This window comes from uncultured Eubacterium sp. (assembly GCF_934295145.1).
In the GTDB taxonomy this organism is placed as follows: Bacteria; Bacillota; Clostridia; order Lachnospirales; family Lachnospiraceae; genus Eubacterium_I.
Genome location: NZ_CAKRAS010000003.1, coordinates 1 through 19,414 on the forward strand (window position 1 = coordinate 1; position 19,414 = coordinate 19,414).

Consider the following 19,414-nt stretch of genomic DNA (forward strand, 5'->3'; position numbering starts at 1 on the left):
AAGCGTAAATACAATTCTGATTTTTCAAAAGAAATGTCACGTTCTGTACATAAATATCTGGAACAGTATGCAGAGGGGAAAGAATAGGCTTGCCTGTTCAAAATAAAAACAAAGATAATAAAAAGGATTGATATGTAGGTACATCTAATTGTGTACAAACAATCAATCCTTTTATTTTTTCTTTGCTATCAGATATCGTATTTATCCTGCAATCTTATTCAGTAATCCGGTGGACTGAAGGAACAGAATAAACATAATAACTGGCATGATATAGCGGATCATTACATTATACAATTTTTTTCGTTTGAACTTATTGCCATTTAACTCCATTTCCTCTGCAATCCAGGATGGTTTTACAATCCAACCGATGAGAATAGAAGAGAGCAGTGCGATAAATGGCATCATAAAACTGTTACTGATATAATCCATGATGTCGAGTAACTGTCCGGTAGTTCCGTTTGGCAGCTGTGCTTCCACATAAAATGTGCTGTAACCAAGTGCAATGATTGCAGTTGCTGCCAGATAAATAACCGTTAAAATGCTGGTAACTTTTTTCCTTTCTGCATGGAATAATTCCATACAGTTTGCGGTGATGGACTCCAGTACAGAAATACAGGAAGTCAGTGCCGCAAATGCAGTCAAAACGAAGAACAGAAGACCAATGATTCGTCCTGCCAGTCCCATGGAATAAAATACGTTCGGCAGGGATATAAACATCAGACCAGGTCCTGCGGACATACCGTCCAAGCCGGAAAATACATAAACTGCCGGGATGATCATAACACCTGCAAGCAGAGCAACACCGGTATCCATCAGCTCAATCTGGGAGATGGATTTATTTAAATTTACATCTTTCTTTACATAAGAACCGTATGTAATCATGATTCCCATGGATACGCTTAAGGAGAAGAATAACTGGCTCATTGCATCCAGAGAAATCTGTAAAAATCTTGTTACCGTAAGTCCTTTTACATCAGGTGTCAGATATACTTTTAGACCCTGCAGACCGGTTCTGACAGTTCCGTCCTCTACCGGATGTTTTAATGTCAGTGAGAAAATCGCGATACCAATGACCATCAGTAAAAGTATCGGCATGATAAATTTGGATACACGCTCAATACCTTTTTCCACTCCGTTGTATACAATCAGTGCAGTCAAAAACATAAAGATCAGACCGAACCATACAGAAGACGGAGAGGAAATAAAGTTTGTAAAGCAGTTACTTTCCACAGCTTCTTTTCCGGAACCGGTCAGATAAATAGTGATGTATTTCAAAATCCATCCACCGATAACTGCATAATAAGTCATGATCAGTACAGGTACAAAGAAGGTTAAAATACCTAAAAATTTCCATTTCTTTTTCATTTCCTGATACGCATAAATTGCACTTTTACCGGTTTTTCGACCAATTGCAATATCTGTAGTCAGCAGTGTAAAGCCAAACGTAAAAACAAGTATCAGGTATATGATCAGAAACAGACCGCCGCCGTCTTTTGCTGCAAGATATGGAAATCTCCATAAGTTACCGACACCGACGGCACTGCCGGCAGCTGCGAATACGAATCCCAGCTGTCCACTAAAACCACTCTTTTGTTTCATAAGCTCATTCACCTCATAAATTTAAGATATATGTAATGACAAAAAATGTCACTTAAGCATAATAGCACTAAATCCGCTAAAAGTACAGTGATTTCGCGGTCTCAAGCACAAATCTATCATTCTGTTTTTCAGTAAAAATAGGACATGGAAAGCGAATAGAACACGAATAGGATTAAGATATACAAAAAAATAAAAACTGTTTCAAAATTTATGGTATACTGTTGTTAGATTTTTGACAAAAAAGTAACAGTAAAGGGAAAAGGTATTTAAAGTCATGAACATTTTAAAGAACAAGTTATTTTTGTATCTGACGGAATTTTTCGCCGGAATGTCTGTCATGGCAGTGGAGCTTGGTGCAAGCCGACTGCTGGCACCGTATTTCAGTTCGTCACAGATTGTATGGACGATCATCATTGGAACCATTATGATCGCCATGGCGCTGGGCAATATTTACGGTGGTAAAAGCGCGGACAAGTCTCCGGATCCGGGAAAATTATACAGCCGGATTCTGATTGCAGCGATCTGGATTGCACTGATTCCTGTTGTTGGAAAATATATCGTGCTTGGAATTTCGGCATTGTTAATTTTTACGGTCAATAACAATTTCCTGATTATAGCAGCTTTTGTAGCATGTATGGTGATTTTTGTATTCCCGCTGTTTTTACTTGGAACAGTAACTCCGTCTCTGGCAAAATATTCCGTAGACAGTCTGGAGGACAGTGGAAAAACGGTAGGTACATTAGGTGCATTTAATACGATCGGAAGCATTATCGGAACATTCGTACCGACCTTTGTAACAATTCCGGCGGTAGGAACATCCATCACATTTCTCATTTTTTCCGGAATTTTAATTGTGCTGAGTCTGATTTATTTTCTTACAACTCATACCGGGAAAAAGAAAGTGATCACATCATGTGTGATCTTCGGACTTTGCTGTGCATTGGGCTATTCTGATTCTTTTGCATTCTGGCAGAAAGATCTAACTTACGAAGGAGAGTCTATTTACAATTATCTGCAGGTGTCTGAAAATGACCGACAGGTGATTCTGTCCACAAACGTATTGTTTGGCGTGCAGTCTGTCTATATGAAAGAAGATGGGCTGACCGGAATGTATTACGATTATGCTATGGCAGCACCGCTGATGGTGCCAGAGAAAGCAACCAAAGATATGAACATGCTGATCCTTGGTATGGGAACCGGCACTTATGCGACACAGTGCAAAAAATATTTTGGTGATATACAGATGGAAGGTGTAGAGATTGATAAAAAAATCACCGATCTTTCAAGAAAATATTTTTCCCTGCCGGATGATGTAAAAGTGACAACTTATGATGGACGTGCTTATTTACAGGCAGAAGATAAAAAATATGATGTGATCATGGTGGATGCGTATCAGGACATTACAATCCCCTTTCAGATGTCTTCCGAAGAATTTTTCCGTATGGTAAAAGAGCATCTGACGGATGATGGCATTATGGTGGTAAATATGAATATGCGCGGCAGCGGAGAGGGCAATATTAATCAGTATTTGTCTGATACCATTTCTTCTGTGTTTGGGAACGTTTATACTGTAGATGTGGACGGTTCCACAAACCGTGAATTGTTTGCTTCGGATGATGTGGATATGATGAACGTATTGCAGAAAAATACAGCACAGGTGACAGATTCAGATTTACGAAATCTGATGGCAAAGGTTTCCGCAAATGCGGTGGCTTACAGCGGTGGAGATTATATTATGACGGATGATAAAGCACCGGTGGAGCTGCTTGGTATGCGTGTGATCGATCAGCTGATTCAGGATGAAGTTGCTTATTATAAGAAGATTTACGAAACAGATGGACTGCAGGGACTGTTGGAGCAGTTGTAAGGAAGGGTGCATATGATTATTCATACAGGAATGCGTACGGATATTCCGGCATTTTATGCAGACTGGTTTGCAAACAGAATACAGGAAGGATTTATCTGTGTGCGGAATCCCTATAATCCAATTCAGGTGACGGAGTATAGTTTAGATCCTTCTGTTGTTGATCTGGTTGGATTTTGTACAAAGAATCCAGAACCAATGTTAAAATATATGGATTTATTGCAACCCTATGGCATGTATTGGTATGTGACGATTACACCATATGGAAAAGATATCGAACCGATGGTTCCAGATAAAGAACGTGTGCTTTTGGCATTTCAGCAATTATCTGAAATTGTAGGAATTGATTCGATTGGCTGGCGGTATGATCCGATTTTTCTGGATGATACCTACACGGTAAATTATCATGTTCAGCAATTTAGCCATATGGCTTCTGTGTTGGAGGGATATACCCAAAACTGTGTCATCAGTTTTATTGATCTGTATCAAAAAGTAAGAAAGAATTTTCCAGAAGTACGATCTGTGGAAAAAGAAGATCGTCTGTATCTTGGTAAGGCAATGATTGAGATTGCTGCAGAACATGGCATGACGGTTCGTCCATGTGGAGAAGGCGATGAACTGGCAGTATATGGAGCAGACTGCAGCGGATGCATGACAGAACAGATTTATGAACAGGCATTGCATACAAGCATGGATTTTCCAAAGAGAAATCAGCTTCGGAAAGAATGTGCCTGTTTGTTGGGAGCAGATATCGGAGCCTATAATACTTGTCTGCATCTGTGTCGGTATTGTTATGCAAATTATGATGCGGATACGGTAAATGCAAATTATGCCAGACATGATCCGACCTCACCGTTTTTGATTGGAAATCGGATGCCAGATGATAGGGTGCATAAGGCGGAGCAGAAAAGTTGGATCAATGGTCAGATGACATTGGAAGATTTTATGTAAATTTTGAAAAAATTTTGTGTTATATAAGGAGCATTTAAAATGGTTTTATATTTTACAGGAACTGGAAACAGTAAATATATTGCTGAACGAATTGCAACAGCACTAAATGAAGACATATTGAGTATGAATGATCGGATAAAAGAAGGAAATACGGCTAATGTCATGACTGGTAAAAGTATGGTGATTGTTGTTCCGACTTATGCATGGAGAATTCCGCGTGTTGTTTTGAACTGGTTACAGCAGACAAAATTTCCAGAAGCGAAGCAAATCTGGTTTGTGATGGACTGTGGTGGCGAAATTGGAAATGCAGCAAAATACAATCAAGAATTAAGCCGACAATTGCATCTTTCTTATATGGGAACTGCACAGATTGTGATGCCGGAAAACTATATCGCAATGTTTGGAGTTCCGGGTAAAGCGGAAGCAAAGGAGATTGTTGCAAAAGCAGAACCGTCGATTGATGACGTAATAAAAGATATTCAGGCAAAACGGGAGTTTTCAAAGCCGCGTAATAATATGTATGATAAAATTATGAGCAGCGCGGTAAATACTATTTTTTATCCAATGTTTGTAAAAGCAGACAAGTTTATGGCTACGGATGCTTGTATAAGTTGTGGCAAATGCGTACAGGTCTGTCCGTTAAACAATGTTCAGTTGAAAAATGGAAAACCTGCATGGGGTTCAAATTGTACGCACTGTATGGCATGTATCTGTTACTGCCCGGCAGAAGCAATCGAATATGGAAAGAAAAGCGAAGGAAAACCACGATATACTTTTGAAAAAATTTTTGATTAATCTTTTACAACCTATTATTTATCGGACTGATATTGATGTTGTATGAATTATATGATAAAAATTGTATAGATAGAATATTATCTATTTTGAAAAAAATATGTAATTTTAGATAAAATATTGTCTATATAATGAGGTGGCATATGGAGCGGTTAGTATGGGAAACAGCAGAAGAATTGGATCAAAAGCTGGCACAGCGAGTACGGAATATTCGAAAAAAGATATTTTGGATGAGTGATGGAAAATGAATGTCATTAAGAAAAAAGCATATTACCATTTGCCGGGATTGTTTGAATTTTATGAACTGTATAGAATATTCCTTCCTCTTTATCAGGAGCATAGAGAATATTTTTATGACTGGTGTGAGATCAGTTCCATTTACGGTGCACCGACAGACTGTCTCTGGGGCGGTGGGCGAATCGGAAGTGGAGACGAAAATCCGCAGGATGTTTTGGATTTGATGAGGAAATATGGCATATCTGCCAGACTGACTTTCAGTAATTCCATGCTCAGAAAAGAACATTTATCAGATAGAAAATGCAACGAATTATGTGCTTTATTTGAGCAGGATAATGAAAATGGTAATTCAAAAAACAGTGGTGCAAAAAATGGTGTTATCGTCCATTCAGAATTACTGGTGGATTATTTAAAACAAAATTATCCGAATCTATATTTAGTATCTTCCACAACAAAAGTTCTGACTGATTTTCATGAATTTGCAAAAGAAGTAAAACGAGAAGAGTTTCAGTATGTTGTACCTGATTTCAGATTGAATAAGGCATTTGAACAGTTAAATACATTGACGCAATCAGAAAAAGACAAAGCAGAATTTTTGTGCAATGAGTGTTGCTGGATTGGCTGTACTGATAGAAAGAGATGTTATGAGACGGTCAGTCGCCAAAACCTGGGGGAGAACTGTCCGGATCATCGTTGTACAGCACCGAATGCTGCGTATGGCTATCGTTTTTCAGAGGCAATGAGAAATCCTGCGTTTATCAGTATTGACGATATTCAGAATGTGTATCTGCCAATGGGATTTTCAAATTTTAAGATTGAAGGTCGGGGATTGGGCAGTGCTATTGTATTAGAATTTTTATTATATTACATGACCAAACCAGAGTATCAACTACAGGTCAGAGAAGTAATTTATCTGGATAGTATGCTGGATTTGTTTTAAGAATGCAGACACAGCAAAAAGATAAGTGCAAGTAGTTAGAAATTGCTTGCACAATAATAAAGGGCAATTTTATGAGATCAATATCTATCTATGCATTGACTAGAAAACAGAATATGGAACATTTACAGAAACTGGAGCAGCAGTTATCCGGCAGAGAACACATGCTGAAAATGAAAGAGTGGGAACTGGAAAGTATGCGGGCACTGGTCGAACAGCTGCAACTTCATATGCAGGATGTATCGGCACTTCGCATGTTTTATTCGTTTCAGATTCCACGTCTTGGCAAAGAATTTGATCTTTTACAGATCAGAGAGGATCAGATTGTCAATATCGAGTTGAAAAGCGGAACTGTTTCGGAAGAAGCAATACAAAAACAGTTAATTCAGAATCGATATTATCTGTCCGTGCTTGGCAAACCGGTTCAGTCTTACACTTATATCAGCAGTCAGAATCAATTAATGCGGTTGACGAACCACGATCATGTAATAGAGGCAAATTGGGAACAGTTGTGCGCAGCTTTGCAAAAAGAGGGTAAGGACTATTTCGGTGATATTGAAAATCTGTTCCGGGCAGAATGGTATTTGTTTTCGCCGTTGACAGAACCAAATCGATTTTTAAACAAAGAATATTTTCTGACGGCACAGCAGCGGGATATCAAACGTCAGATTTTAAAGAAAATCCGTGAGGAACAGACTGGATTTTTTTCTTTCAGTGGGCTGCCGGGTACAGGAAAGACATTGCTTCTTTATGATATCGCAATGAAACTATCTAGTCGACAGCAAGTCTGCATCATTCATTGTGGGGAAGCAGGAAAGAAATGGGAAATCTTACATAAACGTTTGCAGCGGATTGATTTTTTATCAGACAATCAGTTGGAAACACAATATTCATTAGATGATTATCATGCGATATTGATAGATGAGGCGCATCTGCTTTCGGTAGATAAATTAAATGTGTTACTGGATATGAGTGAAAATCGTCCGATCATTTTTTCCAGTGATTCCGAAGAAATGATTTCGCCGAAAGAAATGGACCAGAGCACCCTAAAACGGATGCAAGAACTGCCGAATTTACAGACGTTCCGCCTTACAAATCGAATTCGAACCAATGCAGAACTTTCTTCTTTTATTCAAAATATGATGCATCTGCCCATAAGGAAAAATCAAAATCAGTATCCACATGTGTCTGTGGTATATGCAAATGATGCAAAAGAGGCAGATACGCTGGTGCAGGATTATGTACGACAGGGTTATCAGTATTTTCCACAAGGGGAAAGTACAGAACTTGGCATTACAGCGGTTCGGGATACTGAGAAAATGGTTGTGATGTTAGATGAACGTTATTATTATGACGATGAACAGTATCTCAGATCCAGGAATCTGATGAGGAATGGACAATCCGAGGTGCGGAGCTTATTTCACCTGTTGAATCAGGCAAAGGAAAATCTGACTTTTGTAGTTAAGGGGAACGAAATGGTGTATGGTATTTTACTTGATATGAAATAAAATTTGAACGCAGAATAAGCATTCCCCCGCGTCAAGTGAACGAATGGAGAGAACTAAATGAAAAGGGATGGCATGATTTATGAATTTTAAAAAGATAGATATTGAAAATTGGGCGCGTAAAGAACATTATCGGTATTATACAGAAAAGTTGAAAATAGAAGTAAATATGACAGCACCAATTGATGTTAAAAATTTATTGGATTTCTGCTATATTCACAACTACAAATTTTATCCGACTGTAATATATATTGTTACCAAAGTTCTTAATAAAATAGAAAATTTCAAGATGTTTCGGGACAATGAAGGAAATCTATGCGTATGGGATAAAATAAATCCAAATTATACAATTTTTCATCAGGATGACAAAACTTTTTCCGATTGCTGGTCGGAATATGAGGAAGATTTTGAAAAATGCTTTCAGAATATAACGACAGATATGCATACTTATAAGGACAAAAAAGGAATTAAAGTAAAAGAACAACAACCGGCAAATTTTTATTGTATATCCTGTACACCATGGACGGCTTTTACTGGCTGTGGAAGCAGAGTTGCAAATGGAGAACCGGCTTTTTTTCCAATTATTACGATGGGAAAATATGAAAAGAATGGTGATAGAATAGATATGCCCGTAAATATTACGATTGCTCATGCTGTAGCGGATGGCTATCATATCGGACTATTTTTTGAATATCTGCAAAACGAAATAAATGCACTAAAAAATTGAGATTGATGATATTCTAATAGCAGACAAACTTAGTAGATCCAGCATTTACAAAGAATTGGAGAGAAGAACACATGAAACTTGGACTTGTACAAATTATAGGTTAGATTTTATGAAAAAGAAGAAATGTATTTTTATCATACTTGTGATAGTAGTCGTCATAGTTATTGGCATTTTCCTTCGATATCAGCATACTTCTCCGAAAAGGTTACCTGATTTATCCGAACAAAAGTATGAGCAAGTGCACAGCTCCATAGATTATGACCAGGATGGCATTGACGATCAGACAGACATCCTTCAGGGAGCTTAGGATTATATTAACACAAAACCGAAGTATAAGAGTAAATATTATAACAGTGGTTATTCGAATGATAATTATGGTGTGTGTACGGATGTGGTAGCATTTGCAATGCAGGCTGCCGGTTATGATCTGATGCAGCTTGTAAATGAAGACATTCAGAATCATCCGGAAGATTATGATATCCAAGAGCCAGATTCAAACATTGACTTTCGCAGAGTGAAAAATCTGCAGGTGTTTTTTGCAAATAATGCAGAAAGCCTGACCACAGATGCTTCCAAAACAGAGGAATGGCAGGGCGGAGATATCGTTATTTTTCAAAAGCATATCGGAATTGTTTCAGACCGAAGAAATAAAAATGGTGTTTCATATGTGATTCATCATAATGATCCGTGGCAGAAATCCTATGAACAGGATATTTTGGAAAAACGGGATGATATTGTGGGACATTATCGTTGGAAGTAGAATGTCATATAAGGCTAACGTCAGCTACCCGGAATTAAGTCCTATAAGCAGGAAGTTGCCATTACATTTTACGGTAGAGCGAATAAAATTTCTTGACATGGAGTGAACTCCAAGTGCTATGATACCAACAGAAAAAGAAATGCATAGGAGGAAACAACAAAAAAGACACCACAAATCCAGATTGACCAGTGGATTAAGGATATTAAGAAATTTATTTCTTAGTATGCTATCTTTAGAAAATATTCTATATGAGAAGCAAAAGGAGCCGAAAATGGCTCCTTTTTAAAATGTAATACGCATCTGATACCATTCTGCGCCGCCATGATCGGATTCAGAAAGTCCTTCATTTACAAAACCGAATTTTGCATAGTAGTGCAGCAATTTTTCTTTGCAGGTCAGAACAAGTCCTTTTCGGCCCTGCGCTTTTGCGTCTGCAATGCAGGATTTGATCAGTTCACCGGCATAGCCATGTTTGCGATAATCAGGAATCGTATTTACACCAAAAATCATCTGCCATGCGCCGTTAGGGTTGTGCAGGGAAGCGTCATGGAACATTTCGTCGGTCAGAGTTTCTTCATCTGTTACAAATCCATCCACAAAGGCAATGAGTTTATCTTCATCAAACATCAACCAGAAATGGTCGTTATAATATGTCAGTCGTTTGGAAAATTCTTCTCTGGAAGCCGCTTCTGCCGCTGGAAAACATTCTGCTTCCACAGCAGTGATCGCATTTAAGTCATTCATAGTAGCAGTTCGTATGGTCATTTTTTCACCTCAAAAATATTTTAGTATCATGTTTGTCTATTATAACATTACATGTTGGCAATGTGTAGTAGAGGAATGGAAAAAATATGTATTTGCAAATCATATGTGTTATAATATCCCTGTAGTTTTTTGATTCAGAAGGAGAAAATTATGGAACTCACAATGCTTGGAACCGGAAATGCGCTTGTGACGGAGTGCTACAACACCTGCTTTGTATTACAGGAAGATCAGCAATATTTTATGGTAGACGGTGGTGGAGGAAGTACGATACTGCATCAGTTAAAATACGCCGGAATCAACTGGAAGGACATCAAAACCTTTTTTGTGACGCACAAGCATATTGATCATATTACCGGTATCATTTGGATGTTGCGTATGATCTGTCAGCATATGAGACAGGGCGAATATGAAGGTGAGGCCACGGTCTATGCGCATGAAGAAGTGATTGAACTGCTGAAGAATCTGGCAGAGAAACTTCTGCAAAAGAAAGATGTTGCGTTTATTGGAAAACGACTGCATCTCATTCCCGTTGCAGATGATGAGTCTGTCAGCATTTTATCTAAAAAAGTTACGTTCTTCGATATCCAGTCAACGAAAGCGAAACAATTCGGTTTCTGCATGGAACTTGGTAATGGAGAAAAACTTACCTGTTGCGGTGATGAGCAATATAATCCATGTGAAAAACAGTTTGCAGAGAACAGCACATGGTTATTGCATGAAGCATTTTGTCTGGAGAGCGAAGCAGATATTTTTCATCCGTATGAAAAGCATCATTCCACAGTGGCAGATGCAAGCAAACTGGCAGAAGAATTGCATGTAAAAAATCTGTTGTTATATCATACGGAAGACAAAAATCTGCTACGAAGAAAAGAACTTTATCAAAATGAAGGACGAAAGTATTTCAATGGAACTATTTTTGTGCCGGAAGATTTAGAGACGCTGGTTCTCTAAAGAAAATAGAAGGAAACGTTATCTAGTCACTATTTTTATAAAAACAAAAAGAACATAAACATAATAATATAGATAGACTTAATAAATACGATACGTGGAGGATATTATTTATGAAATGGATGATCGCATCAGATATTCATGGATCAGCATATTATTGCAGAGAATTGCTGGAAGCATACGACAGAGAAAAAGCAGACCGGTTATTATTGCTTGGTGACATTTTGTACCATGGTCCAAGAAATAATCTGCCAAAAGAATATAACCCAAAGGAAGTAATCGCATTGTTAAACCAGCGTAAACAGGACATTCTCTGTGTACGTGGAAACTGTGATACAGAAGTGGATCAGATGGTTTTGAGTTCCCGGTTCTGGCAGATTACTGTGTGATCACAGATGAGAAAAATGTGATCTATGCCACACATGGTCATCATTTTAACGAGGATAATCTGCCGCCGCTTCATAAAGGAGACATTTTGCTGAATGGGCATACCCATGTACCAAAATGCGTAGAACATCCGGATTATATTTACATGAATCCCGGATCTGTTTCCATTCCAAAAGAGGAAAGCTGGCATGGATATATGATTTATGAAAATGGCGGTTTTTTGTGGAAAAATCTGCAGGGGATAGAGCAGATGTTTTACGATATGCGAATATTGGAGAGAATTGTGGGAGTATGAAGTACGGAACAATTCGAATGGCATCTTTTTACCCCAACATCATTTTTTTGAAAATAAAAACCCCGGCGGCAGAATATTCTTATTATCCTGCTGCCGGGGTTAAATATATGCTTTGTTTTCTTTCTTGAACTATCGTTCAAGAAGTAGCGTTCACGCTTTGCAATTTATGTATGAAATTGTTTTACGTTTTCCCTTCTTGAATTGTCATTCAAGAAGTAGCGCTCGCAAAATACGCTCGCTTATTTCTGGTTTTCTTTTGCCAGTTCCTGCATTCTCATGGCACGAACTTTTAACGGCAGACCGAATAATGTGATGAATCCGTCTGCATCGTGATGATCGTAAAGGTCACCGGTTGTAAAACTTGCCAGAGACTCACTGTATAAGGAGTATGGGGAAGTAGTACCGGCTTTGATGATATTACCTTTATAAAGTTTGAATTTAACTTCACCGGTCACATATTTCTGAGTGGACTCTACAAATGCCTGAACAGCTTCACGAAGCGGTGTGAACCATTTTCCTTCGTATACGATCTGAGCCATGCGGTTACCCATATCTTTCTTTGTATCCATAGTAGCACGGTCAAGAGTCAGCTCCTCTAACTGTTTCTGAGCCTCAAGTAAGATGGTTCCGCCAGGAGTCTCATATACACCACGGGACTTCATACCAACAACACGGTTTTCAACGATATCAATGATACCGATACCATGTTTTCCGCCAAGACGGTTCAGCTCGCGGATGATATCAGCAACTTTCATCTCTTTGCCATTTACTGTTTTCGGAACACCGGATTCAAATGTCATTGTGACATATTCAGGTTCATCCGGTGCTTTTTCCGGAGAAACACCTAATACAAGAAGGTGATCGTAGTTCGGCTCATTGGCCGGGTTCTCAAGTTCCAGTCCCTCATGGCTGATGTGCCATAAGTTGCAGTCACGGCTGTAGCTCTGATCCATGGCAAATGGAAGATCAATACCATGTGCTTTGCAGTATTCCACTTCGCCTTCACGGGAATCGATGGTCCACTTCGGATCACGCCAAGGAGCAATGATTTTGATATCCGGAGCAAGTGCTTTGATGGAAAGTTCAAAACGGATCTGGTCATTTCCTTTTCCGGTTGCACCGTGGCAGATGGCAACAGCACCTTCTTTTCTTGCAATCTCAACTAATTTTTTTGCGATACCCGGACGAGCCATAGCAGTACCAAGTAAATATTTGTTCTCATATACAGCACCCGCCTGCACACAAGGAATAATGTAATCCTCTGCAAATTCATCACAGATATCTTCGATATATAATTTGGAAGCACCTGAGTACTGAGCACGCTCCTCAAGTCCCTCTAACTCTTTGCCCTGTCCACAGTCGATACAGCAGCATACTACATCATAGTCGTATGTCTCTTTTAACCACGGGATGATTGCTGTTGTGTCAAGTCCACCAGAATATGCTAAAACAACTTTTTCTTTCATTTTAATTATTCCTTTCTCTTCTTACTGTTATGCAGATCCGTTCATTAAATGAAATATTTTCTAATAATAGAAAGAATTCGAATCTAATCATTTGAATATTTATTCTGAAAACAAATTTACCCTTTGTTTTCGACCTGATTCATCATACTACAATCAGAATGAGAATGCAAGTGTAAATTTATACATATTTTACTTATAAAAATACACCTTTTTATTCAGGACGCACAGAATAACAAAAAAAATAAAAAGTCCTTTTCATTTGAAAAAACTTGTGCTATTATTTGATGCAGAGCAAAAAATGCCCGAAAATTGAAGAATGAATAAAAAACTGAATATGTGTATAAATATACACTCTTGTGTATAAAATATGCAAGGCAGAAAATCAATACTTTACGAATTGCGTGAGAAGTATTATTATAAGAAACAGTTCAGTTGAAGATTAAGGAGGCTGCAAATGATTAAAGCAGGTATTATCGGAGCAACAGGTTATGCTGGAGCAGAGCTTGTACGTATTCTGATGGGACATAAAGAAGTAGAAATTGTCTGGTACGGTTCCAGAAGTTATATTGATCAGAAATATGCATCTGTATATCACAATATGTTTGAAATTGTAGATGCGACATGTCTGGATGATAATATGGAAGCTCTCTGTGAGCAGGTAGATGTGATCTTTACCGCAACACCACAGGGTTTTTTAGCATCTGTTCTGACAGAGGAGATTTTATCCAAAACAAAGATCGTAGATCTGAGTGCGGATTTCCGTATCAAAGATGTTGCTACTTATGAAAAATGGTACAAGATCGAGCATAAGAGTCCGCAGTTTATTGAGGAAGCGGTTTATGGTCTGTGCGAAATCAACCGTGATAAAGTGAAAGGTGCCCGTCTGGTGGCAAATCCGGGATGTTATACAACCTGTTCTATTTTGACTGCTTATCCGCTGGTAAAAGAAGGACTGATTGATCCGGATACCTTGATCGTCGATGCAAAATCCGGAACTTCCGGAGCAGGTCGTGGCGCAAAAGTAGCAAATCTGTTTTGTGAAGTAAATGAAAATATGAAAGCATATGGTGTGGCAACTCACCGTCATACTCCGGAGATTGAGGAGCAGCTTGGTTATGCAGCGGGCAAAGAGATCGTGATTAATTTTACACCGCACCTTGTTCCGATGAACCGTGGTATTCTGGCGACAGAGTATGCAACTTTAAATAGAAAAGCAGACGGTTCCCTTCCTACTTATGAAGAAGTGAAAGCTGCCTATGACAAATATTATGCGAATGAGAAATTTGTCCGTGTTCTGGAAAAAGATGTTGTGCCTGAGACAAAATGGGTAGAGGGCAGCAACTATGTGGATGTTAATTTTAAGATTGATGAGCGTACCGGCAGAATCGTTATGATGGGAGCTCTTGACAATCTTGTGAAAGGTGCTGCGGGACAGGCAGTTCAGAATATGAACCTGTTGTTTGGTCTGGATGAAAGCGAAGGATTGAATCTTGTTCCAATGTTCCCGTAAATATGTAAATACATGGAAGGAAACAGGATTTTATGGAAATAAAGATTCGTCCGATGACGATTGAAGATTACGATGAGGTATATGCACTGTGGATGACGATCAAAGGTTTTGGTATCCGGAGCATTGATGATTCCAGAGAGGGAACCGAACGTTTCCTGAAACGGAATCCAACCACAAGTATCGTGGCAGAAGCAGACGGCAAGCTTGTCGGAGCAATTTTATGCGGTCATGATGGTAGAACAGGATGTTTTTACCATGTATGTGTGAATGAAGCTTATCGTAACCGCGGAATAGGAAAACAGATGGCAACCGCAGCAATGCGTGCCCTACAGAGTGAACAGATCAACAAAGTTAATCTGATCGCATTTAAGAAAAATGAACTTGGCAATCAGTTCTGGCGGGAAGAAGGCTGGAAGATGAGAGACGATGTGAATTATTATGACTTTGTTTTGAATGACGAGAACATTACAAAATTCAACGAATAAATAAGCAATGTTTTCAAATAAATTTTTAAATGAAATGAAAAGATAAAAATAACAGATACGATGATACCGGATATACATAGAAACAGATCTGGCAGGTATCTTACAGGAGGATTGGATCATGAAACAGATTACAGGTGGCGCGACAGCGGCAAAGGGATTTCAGGCAGCTTGCACAGCAGCCGGAATCAAATATGAAAATCGTACCGATATGGCAATGCTTTACAGTCAGGTACCATGTCGTGTGGCAGGAACATTTACAACAAATCTTGTAAAGGCGGCACCGGTACTCTGGGATCGGAACATTGTAAAAAACAGTGAATATGCACAGGCAGTTGTTGTCAATGCAGGTATCGCAAATGCATGTACCGGACAGGAAGGCTTAGACTACTGCCAGAAGACAGCAGATCAGGCAGCAAAAGTACTTGGTATTCCGGCAAGTGCTGTCTGCGTAGCATCTACCGGTGTCATTGGAAAACAGCTTCCAATCGACCGTATCATGGAAGGTGTGGGGGCATTAGCACCAAAACTTGCAAATGGTGTGGAAGCAGGAAATGCAGCAGCAAAAGCCATTATGACCACAGATACACACGAAAAAGAAGTGGCAGTGGAATTTGAAGTTGGCGGAAAAACTGTTACCATCGGTGGCATGTGCAAAGGTTCCGGTATGATTCATCCGAATATGTGCACCATGCTTGCCTTTGTGACAACAGACCTTGCAATTTCCAAAGAATTATTACAGGAAGCACTTTCTGCCAATGTTAAAGATACTTTCAATATGATCTCAGTTGACGGAGATACTTCCACAAACGATACACTGCTTTTAATGGCAAACGGTCTGGCAGGAAATCCGGAGATTACAGAAAAAAACGCAGATTATGATGCATTCTGTGAAGCACTGAATTTTGTCAACACAACGTTAGCAAAAATGATGGCAGGAGATGGCGAAGGTGCAACAGCATTATTTGAAGTAACCGTTGTCAATGCAGAGACAAAAGAACAGGCGCAGGTACTTGCAAAATCTGTCATCTGCTCCAGCCTGACAAAAGCAGCTATTTTCGGACATGATGCAAACTGGGGAAGAATTCTCTGTGCCATGGGTTATTCCGGAGCAACTTTTGATCCGGACAAAGTAGATCTGTATTTTGAGAGCAAAGGCGGTAAGATCAAACTGATCGAGAACGGTGTTGCGCTTGATTACAGCGAGGAAGAAGCAACCAAAATCTTATCCGAGCCGGAAGTAACTGCCATCGCAGATCTGAAACTTGGCGATGCACAGGGAACTGCATGGGGCTGTGATCTCAGCTATGACTATGTAAAAATCAATGCGGATTATCGTTCTTAATATAAAAAAGTGATTTGTTACAGGAGGACAGATAGATGAACGAAGGTAAATACGAAGCATTACGGGCGAAAGCCGAGGTGCTGATTGAGGCATTGCCATATATCCAGCGTTTTAACCGCCGGATCATTGTCGTAAAATATGGCGGAAGTGCCATGCTGGATGAAGAATTAAAACAACGTGTGATTCAGGACGTGACACTGTTGAAACTGGTTGGGTTTAAACCGATTATCGTACATGGTGGAGGAAAAGAAATCAGCAAATGGGTTGCAAAAGCCGGAATGGAGCCGGAATTTGTAAACGGTCTGAGAAAAACAGATGCAGAGACAATGGAGATCGCAGAAATGGTACTTGGAAAAGTCGGAAAATCTCTGGTATCCATGGTAGAAAAACTGGGTGTTCAGGCTGTCAGCATCAGCGGCAAAGACGGTGGTTTACTGAAAGTTGAAAAAAAATATTCTCAGGGACAGGATATCGGATTTGTAGGTGATGTAAAATCCGTAGATCCAAAAATTTTATTTGACCTGTTAGAGAAAGATTTCCTTCCAATCGTATGCCCAATCGGTCTGGATGATGATTATCAAACTTACAATATCAATGCTGATGATGCGGCATGCGCGATTGCAACAGCAGTTCATGCGGAAAAACTTGCTTTTCTGACAGATATCGAAGGTGTTTACCGTGATCCGAAGGATCCGTCCACACTGATTTCTGAACTGACAGTTTCTGAAGCAAAAGACCTGCTTGACAGCGGTTATGTCGTTGGCGGTATGCTTCCGAAATTAAATAACTGCATCCATGCAGTAGAAAACGGTGTTTCCAGAGTTCATATCTTAGATGGACGTATGGCTCACTGCCTGTTACTGGAAATTTTCACAAACAAAGGAATCGGAACAGCGATCCTTGGAGATGAGGAGGCAAGATTTGACCATGAATAAACAGAATTATATTGATCATGCAGAGCAGTCCCTGCTTCATACTTACAATCGTTTTCCGGTTGTATTAGATCACGGCGAGGGCGTATACCTGTATGACACAGACAATAAACAGTATCTTGATTTTGCGGCTGGTATCGCCGTTTGTGCCTTCGGATATGGCAAAAAGGAGTATAACGATGCTCTGAAAAATCAGGTAGATAAATTATTACATACTTCTAATTTATATTATAATGTACCAACTATGGAAGCCGCCGAAAAAGCACTGGCTGCCGCTGAGATGGATCGTATCTTCTTTACCAACAGTGGTACCGAGGCAATTGAGGGTGCATTAAAAGCAGCAAAAAAATACGCTTACACCAGAGACGGACATGCAGGTCACGAAGTGATTGCAATGCAGCATTCCTTCCACGGAAGAAGCCTTGGCGCATTATCTGTTACCGGAACAAAGCATTATCAGGAGCCGTTTGAGCCGCTGATTCCGGGGATCCGCTTTGCCGAGTATAATAATCTGGAGAGCGTAAAAGCACAGATTACTGACAAGACTTGTGCTATCATTATGGAAACGGTACAAGGCGAGGGTGGTATTTACCCGGCTGATCCAGAGTTTTTAAAAGGTGTTCGTGGACTCTGTGATGAGAATGACATCTTACTTATTCTGGATGAGATCCAGTGTGGTATGGGACGTACCGGAGCAATGTTTGCATGGCAGAATTATGGTGTAAAACCGGATATCATGACCGTTGCAAAAGCACTGGGCTGTGGTGTGCCGGTAGGTGCATTTATGATGACTCAGAAAGTGGCAGACAAATCTCTGGCACCGGGTGATCACGGAACTACTTACGGTGGAAACCCATTCGTTGGAGCTGCTGTCAGCGCAGTATTTGATATTTTTGAAAAAGACCAGATCATCAACCATGTACATGAGATCGCACCGTATCTGGAGCAGAAGCTGGATGAACTGGCTGCAAAATATGACTTTATCACAGACCGTCGCGGTATGGGACTCATGCAGGGACTGGAGATGAATATTCCGGTTGGTCAGGTTGCGGCAAAAGCTCTGGAGAAAGGCCTGATCATCATTACCGCAGGTTCTAACGTGGTTCGTTTCGTTCCACCACTTGTAATTGAAAAAGAGCATGTGGATGAGATGGCCGCAAAATTAGATGAGATTCTTGCAACATTCTAATTAAATTTATATACGTTTGACTTGAAAATCAGGCAGACAGTTGTGTTTTTCTTTTTGAAAAGCAGGACTGTCTGTTTTTACGCGTGAGTAAGATCGTATTGCGTTTTGAATAAAAAAGAAGTATCCTGCGTATAAAAAATCCGCTCTGTGACATAATAGTAAATACATGCATAAAAATATATCAGACAAAAAAGGGAGCGGAACTTATGGTGGGAATTTTGATAGCAATTTTATCTGGAATGCTGATGAGTGTTCAAGGCGTATTTAATACAGATGTGACAAAGCAGAGCAGTCTGTGGGTGGCAAACAGCTGGGTGCAGTTTACCGCGCTGGCTGTCTGTCTGGCGGCATGGGGAATATCAGACCGATCTTCTTTTGCGGCTCTCTGGAAAGTGCAGCCGAAGTATGTGCTGGTGGGCGGTGTGATCGGTGCGTTTATTACACTGACGGTTGTAAAAAGCATGAATACCCTTGGCCCGGCGCAGGCGGTACTCTTTATCGTGGTTGCACAGATGATCACTGCCTATGTCATAGAATTGCTTGGGTGGTTCGGAACGGAGAAAGCGGACTGGTCGATGCAGAAGTTAATTGGAATGGCAATTGCGATCACAGGTGTGGTCATTTTCCAGTGGGAGCGGAAGTAGTAAAACTGATGTACGAATTCGAAACAGAGAAGTACACCCTACTGATACGAAAAACGTTTGCTCTGTCGTTTAGAAATTA

Annotated in this window: 17 protein-coding genes and 1 pseudogene; 15 read left to right on the forward strand and 3 right to left on the reverse strand. The window is 39.8% G+C overall.

Annotated elements, in window-relative coordinates; all coding sequences use genetic code 11:
* Positions 1–201 precede the first annotated feature (201 nt).
* Positions 202–1,599, reverse strand: coding sequence for a sodium-dependent transporter (locus tag Q0I54_RS00955; protein WP_296115683.1), 1,398 nt, complete (start codon positions 1,597–1,599; stop codon positions 202–204).
* Positions 1,600–1,873: 274 nt separating this feature from the next.
* On the opposite strand from Q0I54_RS00955, the gene Q0I54_RS00960 reads away from it, so the two are divergent.
* The 7 genes from Q0I54_RS00960 to Q0I54_RS00990 all read left to right on the forward strand — a co-directional run bounded on the left by Q0I54_RS00960 (position 1,874) and on the right by Q0I54_RS00990 (position 9,372).
* Complete coding sequence (locus tag Q0I54_RS00960; RefSeq protein ID WP_296115684.1) at positions 1,874–3,466, forward strand: spermidine synthase; 1,593 nt, start codon at positions 1,874–1,876, stop codon at positions 3,464–3,466.
* A gap of 12 nt (positions 3,467–3,478) precedes the next feature.
* A complete protein-coding gene (locus tag Q0I54_RS00965; protein WP_296115686.1) occupies positions 3,479–4,414 on the forward strand; it encodes a DUF1848 domain-containing protein in 936 nt (311 codons plus the stop codon).
* Positions 4,415–4,453: 39 nt separating this feature from the next.
* A complete protein-coding gene (locus tag Q0I54_RS00970; RefSeq protein ID WP_296115688.1) occupies positions 4,454–5,209 on the forward strand; it encodes an EFR1 family ferrodoxin in 756 nt (251 codons plus the stop codon).
* 241 nt (positions 5,210–5,450) lie between these two features.
* A complete protein-coding gene (locus Q0I54_RS00975) occupies positions 5,451–6,383 on the forward strand; it encodes a hypothetical protein (RefSeq protein WP_296115689.1) in 933 nt (310 codons plus the stop codon).
* A 113-nt stretch (positions 6,384–6,496) separates the two neighbouring features.
* A complete protein-coding gene (locus Q0I54_RS00980) occupies positions 6,497–7,888 on the forward strand; it encodes an ATP-binding protein (protein ID WP_296115690.1) in 1,392 nt (463 codons plus the stop codon).
* 79 nt (positions 7,889–7,967) lie between these two features.
* Positions 7,968–8,612 (forward strand): chloramphenicol acetyltransferase, encoded by a 645-nt coding sequence (locus Q0I54_RS00985; protein WP_296115691.1) that lies wholly within the window; start codon positions 7,968–7,970, stop codon positions 8,610–8,612.
* A 313-nt stretch (positions 8,613–8,925) separates the two neighbouring features.
* On the forward strand, positions 8,926–9,372 hold the full coding sequence (locus Q0I54_RS00990; RefSeq protein WP_367270766.1) for a DUF1287 domain-containing protein: 447 nt from the start codon (positions 8,926–8,928) through the stop codon (positions 9,370–9,372).
* Between the two features lie 282 nt (positions 9,373–9,654).
* Here the strand turns inward: Q0I54_RS00990 and Q0I54_RS00995 are convergent, their stop codons facing one another.
* Entirely contained in the window at positions 9,655–10,137 is a 483-nt protein-coding gene (locus Q0I54_RS00995; RefSeq protein ID WP_022035651.1) for a GNAT family N-acetyltransferase, read from the reverse strand.
* A gap of 150 nt (positions 10,138–10,287) precedes the next feature.
* On the opposite strand from Q0I54_RS00995, the gene Q0I54_RS01000 reads away from it, so the two are divergent.
* Positions 10,288–11,088 (forward strand): MBL fold metallo-hydrolase, encoded by an 801-nt coding sequence (locus tag Q0I54_RS01000; RefSeq protein ID WP_296115694.1) that lies wholly within the window; start codon positions 10,288–10,290, stop codon positions 11,086–11,088.
* A gap of 110 nt (positions 11,089–11,198) precedes the next feature.
* A pseudogene (gene yfcE / locus Q0I54_RS01005) lies at positions 11,199–11,767 on the forward strand (phosphodiesterase).
* 239 nt (positions 11,768–12,006) lie between these two features.
* Here the strand turns inward: yfcE and Q0I54_RS01010 are convergent.
* Positions 12,007–13,233 carry an argininosuccinate synthase gene (locus tag Q0I54_RS01010; protein ID WP_296115696.1) on the reverse strand — a complete coding sequence of 409 codons (1,227 nt, stop codon included), beginning with the start codon at positions 13,231–13,233 and terminating at the stop codon, positions 12,007–12,009.
* Positions 13,234–13,687: 454 nt separating this feature from the next.
* Between Q0I54_RS01010 and argC the strand changes: the two genes are divergently transcribed.
* The 6 genes from argC to Q0I54_RS01040 all read left to right on the forward strand — a co-directional run bounded on the left by argC (position 13,688) and on the right by Q0I54_RS01040 (position 19,335).
* A complete protein-coding gene (argC, locus tag Q0I54_RS01015) occupies positions 13,688–14,743 on the forward strand; it encodes an N-acetyl-gamma-glutamyl-phosphate reductase (protein ID WP_296115698.1) in 1,056 nt (351 codons plus the stop codon).
* Positions 14,744–14,775: 32 nt separating this feature from the next.
* Complete coding sequence (locus Q0I54_RS01020) at positions 14,776–15,228, forward strand: GNAT family N-acetyltransferase (RefSeq protein ID WP_296115699.1); 453 nt, start codon at positions 14,776–14,778, stop codon at positions 15,226–15,228.
* Positions 15,229–15,346: 118 nt separating this feature from the next.
* Complete coding sequence (gene argJ / locus Q0I54_RS01025) at positions 15,347–16,570, forward strand: bifunctional glutamate N-acetyltransferase/amino-acid acetyltransferase ArgJ (protein WP_296115701.1); 1,224 nt, start codon at positions 15,347–15,349, stop codon at positions 16,568–16,570.
* 35 nt (positions 16,571–16,605) lie between these two features.
* Positions 16,606–17,505 (forward strand): acetylglutamate kinase, encoded by a 900-nt coding sequence (argB, locus tag Q0I54_RS01030; RefSeq protein ID WP_296115703.1) that lies wholly within the window; start codon positions 16,606–16,608, stop codon positions 17,503–17,505.
* The gene (locus Q0I54_RS01035) at positions 17,498–18,691 is read left to right on the forward strand and encodes an aspartate aminotransferase family protein (RefSeq protein WP_296115705.1); all 1,194 of its coding nucleotides are present in this window, start codon (positions 17,498–17,500) and stop codon (positions 18,689–18,691) included. The genes argB and Q0I54_RS01035 overlap by 8 nt, the downstream gene beginning before the upstream one ends.
* A gap of 206 nt (positions 18,692–18,897) precedes the next feature.
* Entirely contained in the window at positions 18,898–19,335 is a 438-nt protein-coding gene (locus Q0I54_RS01040; RefSeq protein WP_109214572.1) for a DMT family transporter, read from the forward strand.
* Positions 19,336–19,414: the final 79 nt, after the last annotated feature.

What these genes read in the sequence shown, in the direction of transcription:
- Q0I54_RS00955 (WP_296115683.1), bottom strand. Translation starts at nt 1,599, where the DNA reads ATGAAACAAAAGAGTGGTTTTAGTGGACAGCTGGGATTCGTATTCGCA.
- Q0I54_RS00960 (WP_296115684.1), top strand. Translation starts at nt 1,874, where the DNA reads ATGAACATTTTAAAGAACAAGTTATTTTTGTATCTGACGGAATTTTTC.
- Q0I54_RS00965 (WP_296115686.1), top strand. Translation starts at nt 3,479, where the DNA reads ATGATTATTCATACAGGAATGCGTACGGATATTCCGGCATTTTATGCA.
- Q0I54_RS00970 (WP_296115688.1), top strand. Translation starts at nt 4,454, where the DNA reads ATGGTTTTATATTTTACAGGAACTGGAAACAGTAAATATATTGCTGAA.
- Q0I54_RS00975 (WP_296115689.1), top strand. Translation starts at nt 5,451, where the DNA reads ATGAATGTCATTAAGAAAAAAGCATATTACCATTTGCCGGGATTGTTT.
- Q0I54_RS00980 (WP_296115690.1), top strand. Translation starts at nt 6,497, where the DNA reads ATGGAACATTTACAGAAACTGGAGCAGCAGTTATCCGGCAGAGAACAC.
- Q0I54_RS00985 (WP_296115691.1), top strand. Translation starts at nt 7,968, where the DNA reads ATGAATTTTAAAAAGATAGATATTGAAAATTGGGCGCGTAAAGAACAT.
- Q0I54_RS00995 (WP_022035651.1), bottom strand. Translation starts at nt 10,137, where the DNA reads ATGACCATACGAACTGCTACTATGAATGACTTAAATGCGATCACTGCT.
- Q0I54_RS01000 (WP_296115694.1), top strand. Translation starts at nt 10,288, where the DNA reads ATGGAACTCACAATGCTTGGAACCGGAAATGCGCTTGTGACGGAGTGC.
- Q0I54_RS01010 (WP_296115696.1), bottom strand. Translation starts at nt 13,233, where the DNA reads ATGAAAGAAAAAGTTGTTTTAGCATATTCTGGTGGACTTGACACAACA.
- argC (WP_296115698.1), top strand. Translation starts at nt 13,688, where the DNA reads ATGATTAAAGCAGGTATTATCGGAGCAACAGGTTATGCTGGAGCAGAG.
- Q0I54_RS01020 (WP_296115699.1), top strand. Translation starts at nt 14,776, where the DNA reads ATGGAAATAAAGATTCGTCCGATGACGATTGAAGATTACGATGAGGTA.
- argJ (WP_296115701.1), top strand. Translation starts at nt 15,347, where the DNA reads ATGAAACAGATTACAGGTGGCGCGACAGCGGCAAAGGGATTTCAGGCA.
- argB (WP_296115703.1), top strand. Translation starts at nt 16,606, where the DNA reads ATGAACGAAGGTAAATACGAAGCATTACGGGCGAAAGCCGAGGTGCTG.
- Q0I54_RS01035 (WP_296115705.1), top strand. Translation starts at nt 17,498, where the DNA reads ATGAATAAACAGAATTATATTGATCATGCAGAGCAGTCCCTGCTTCAT.
- Q0I54_RS01040 (WP_109214572.1), top strand. Translation starts at nt 18,898, where the DNA reads ATGGTGGGAATTTTGATAGCAATTTTATCTGGAATGCTGATGAGTGTT.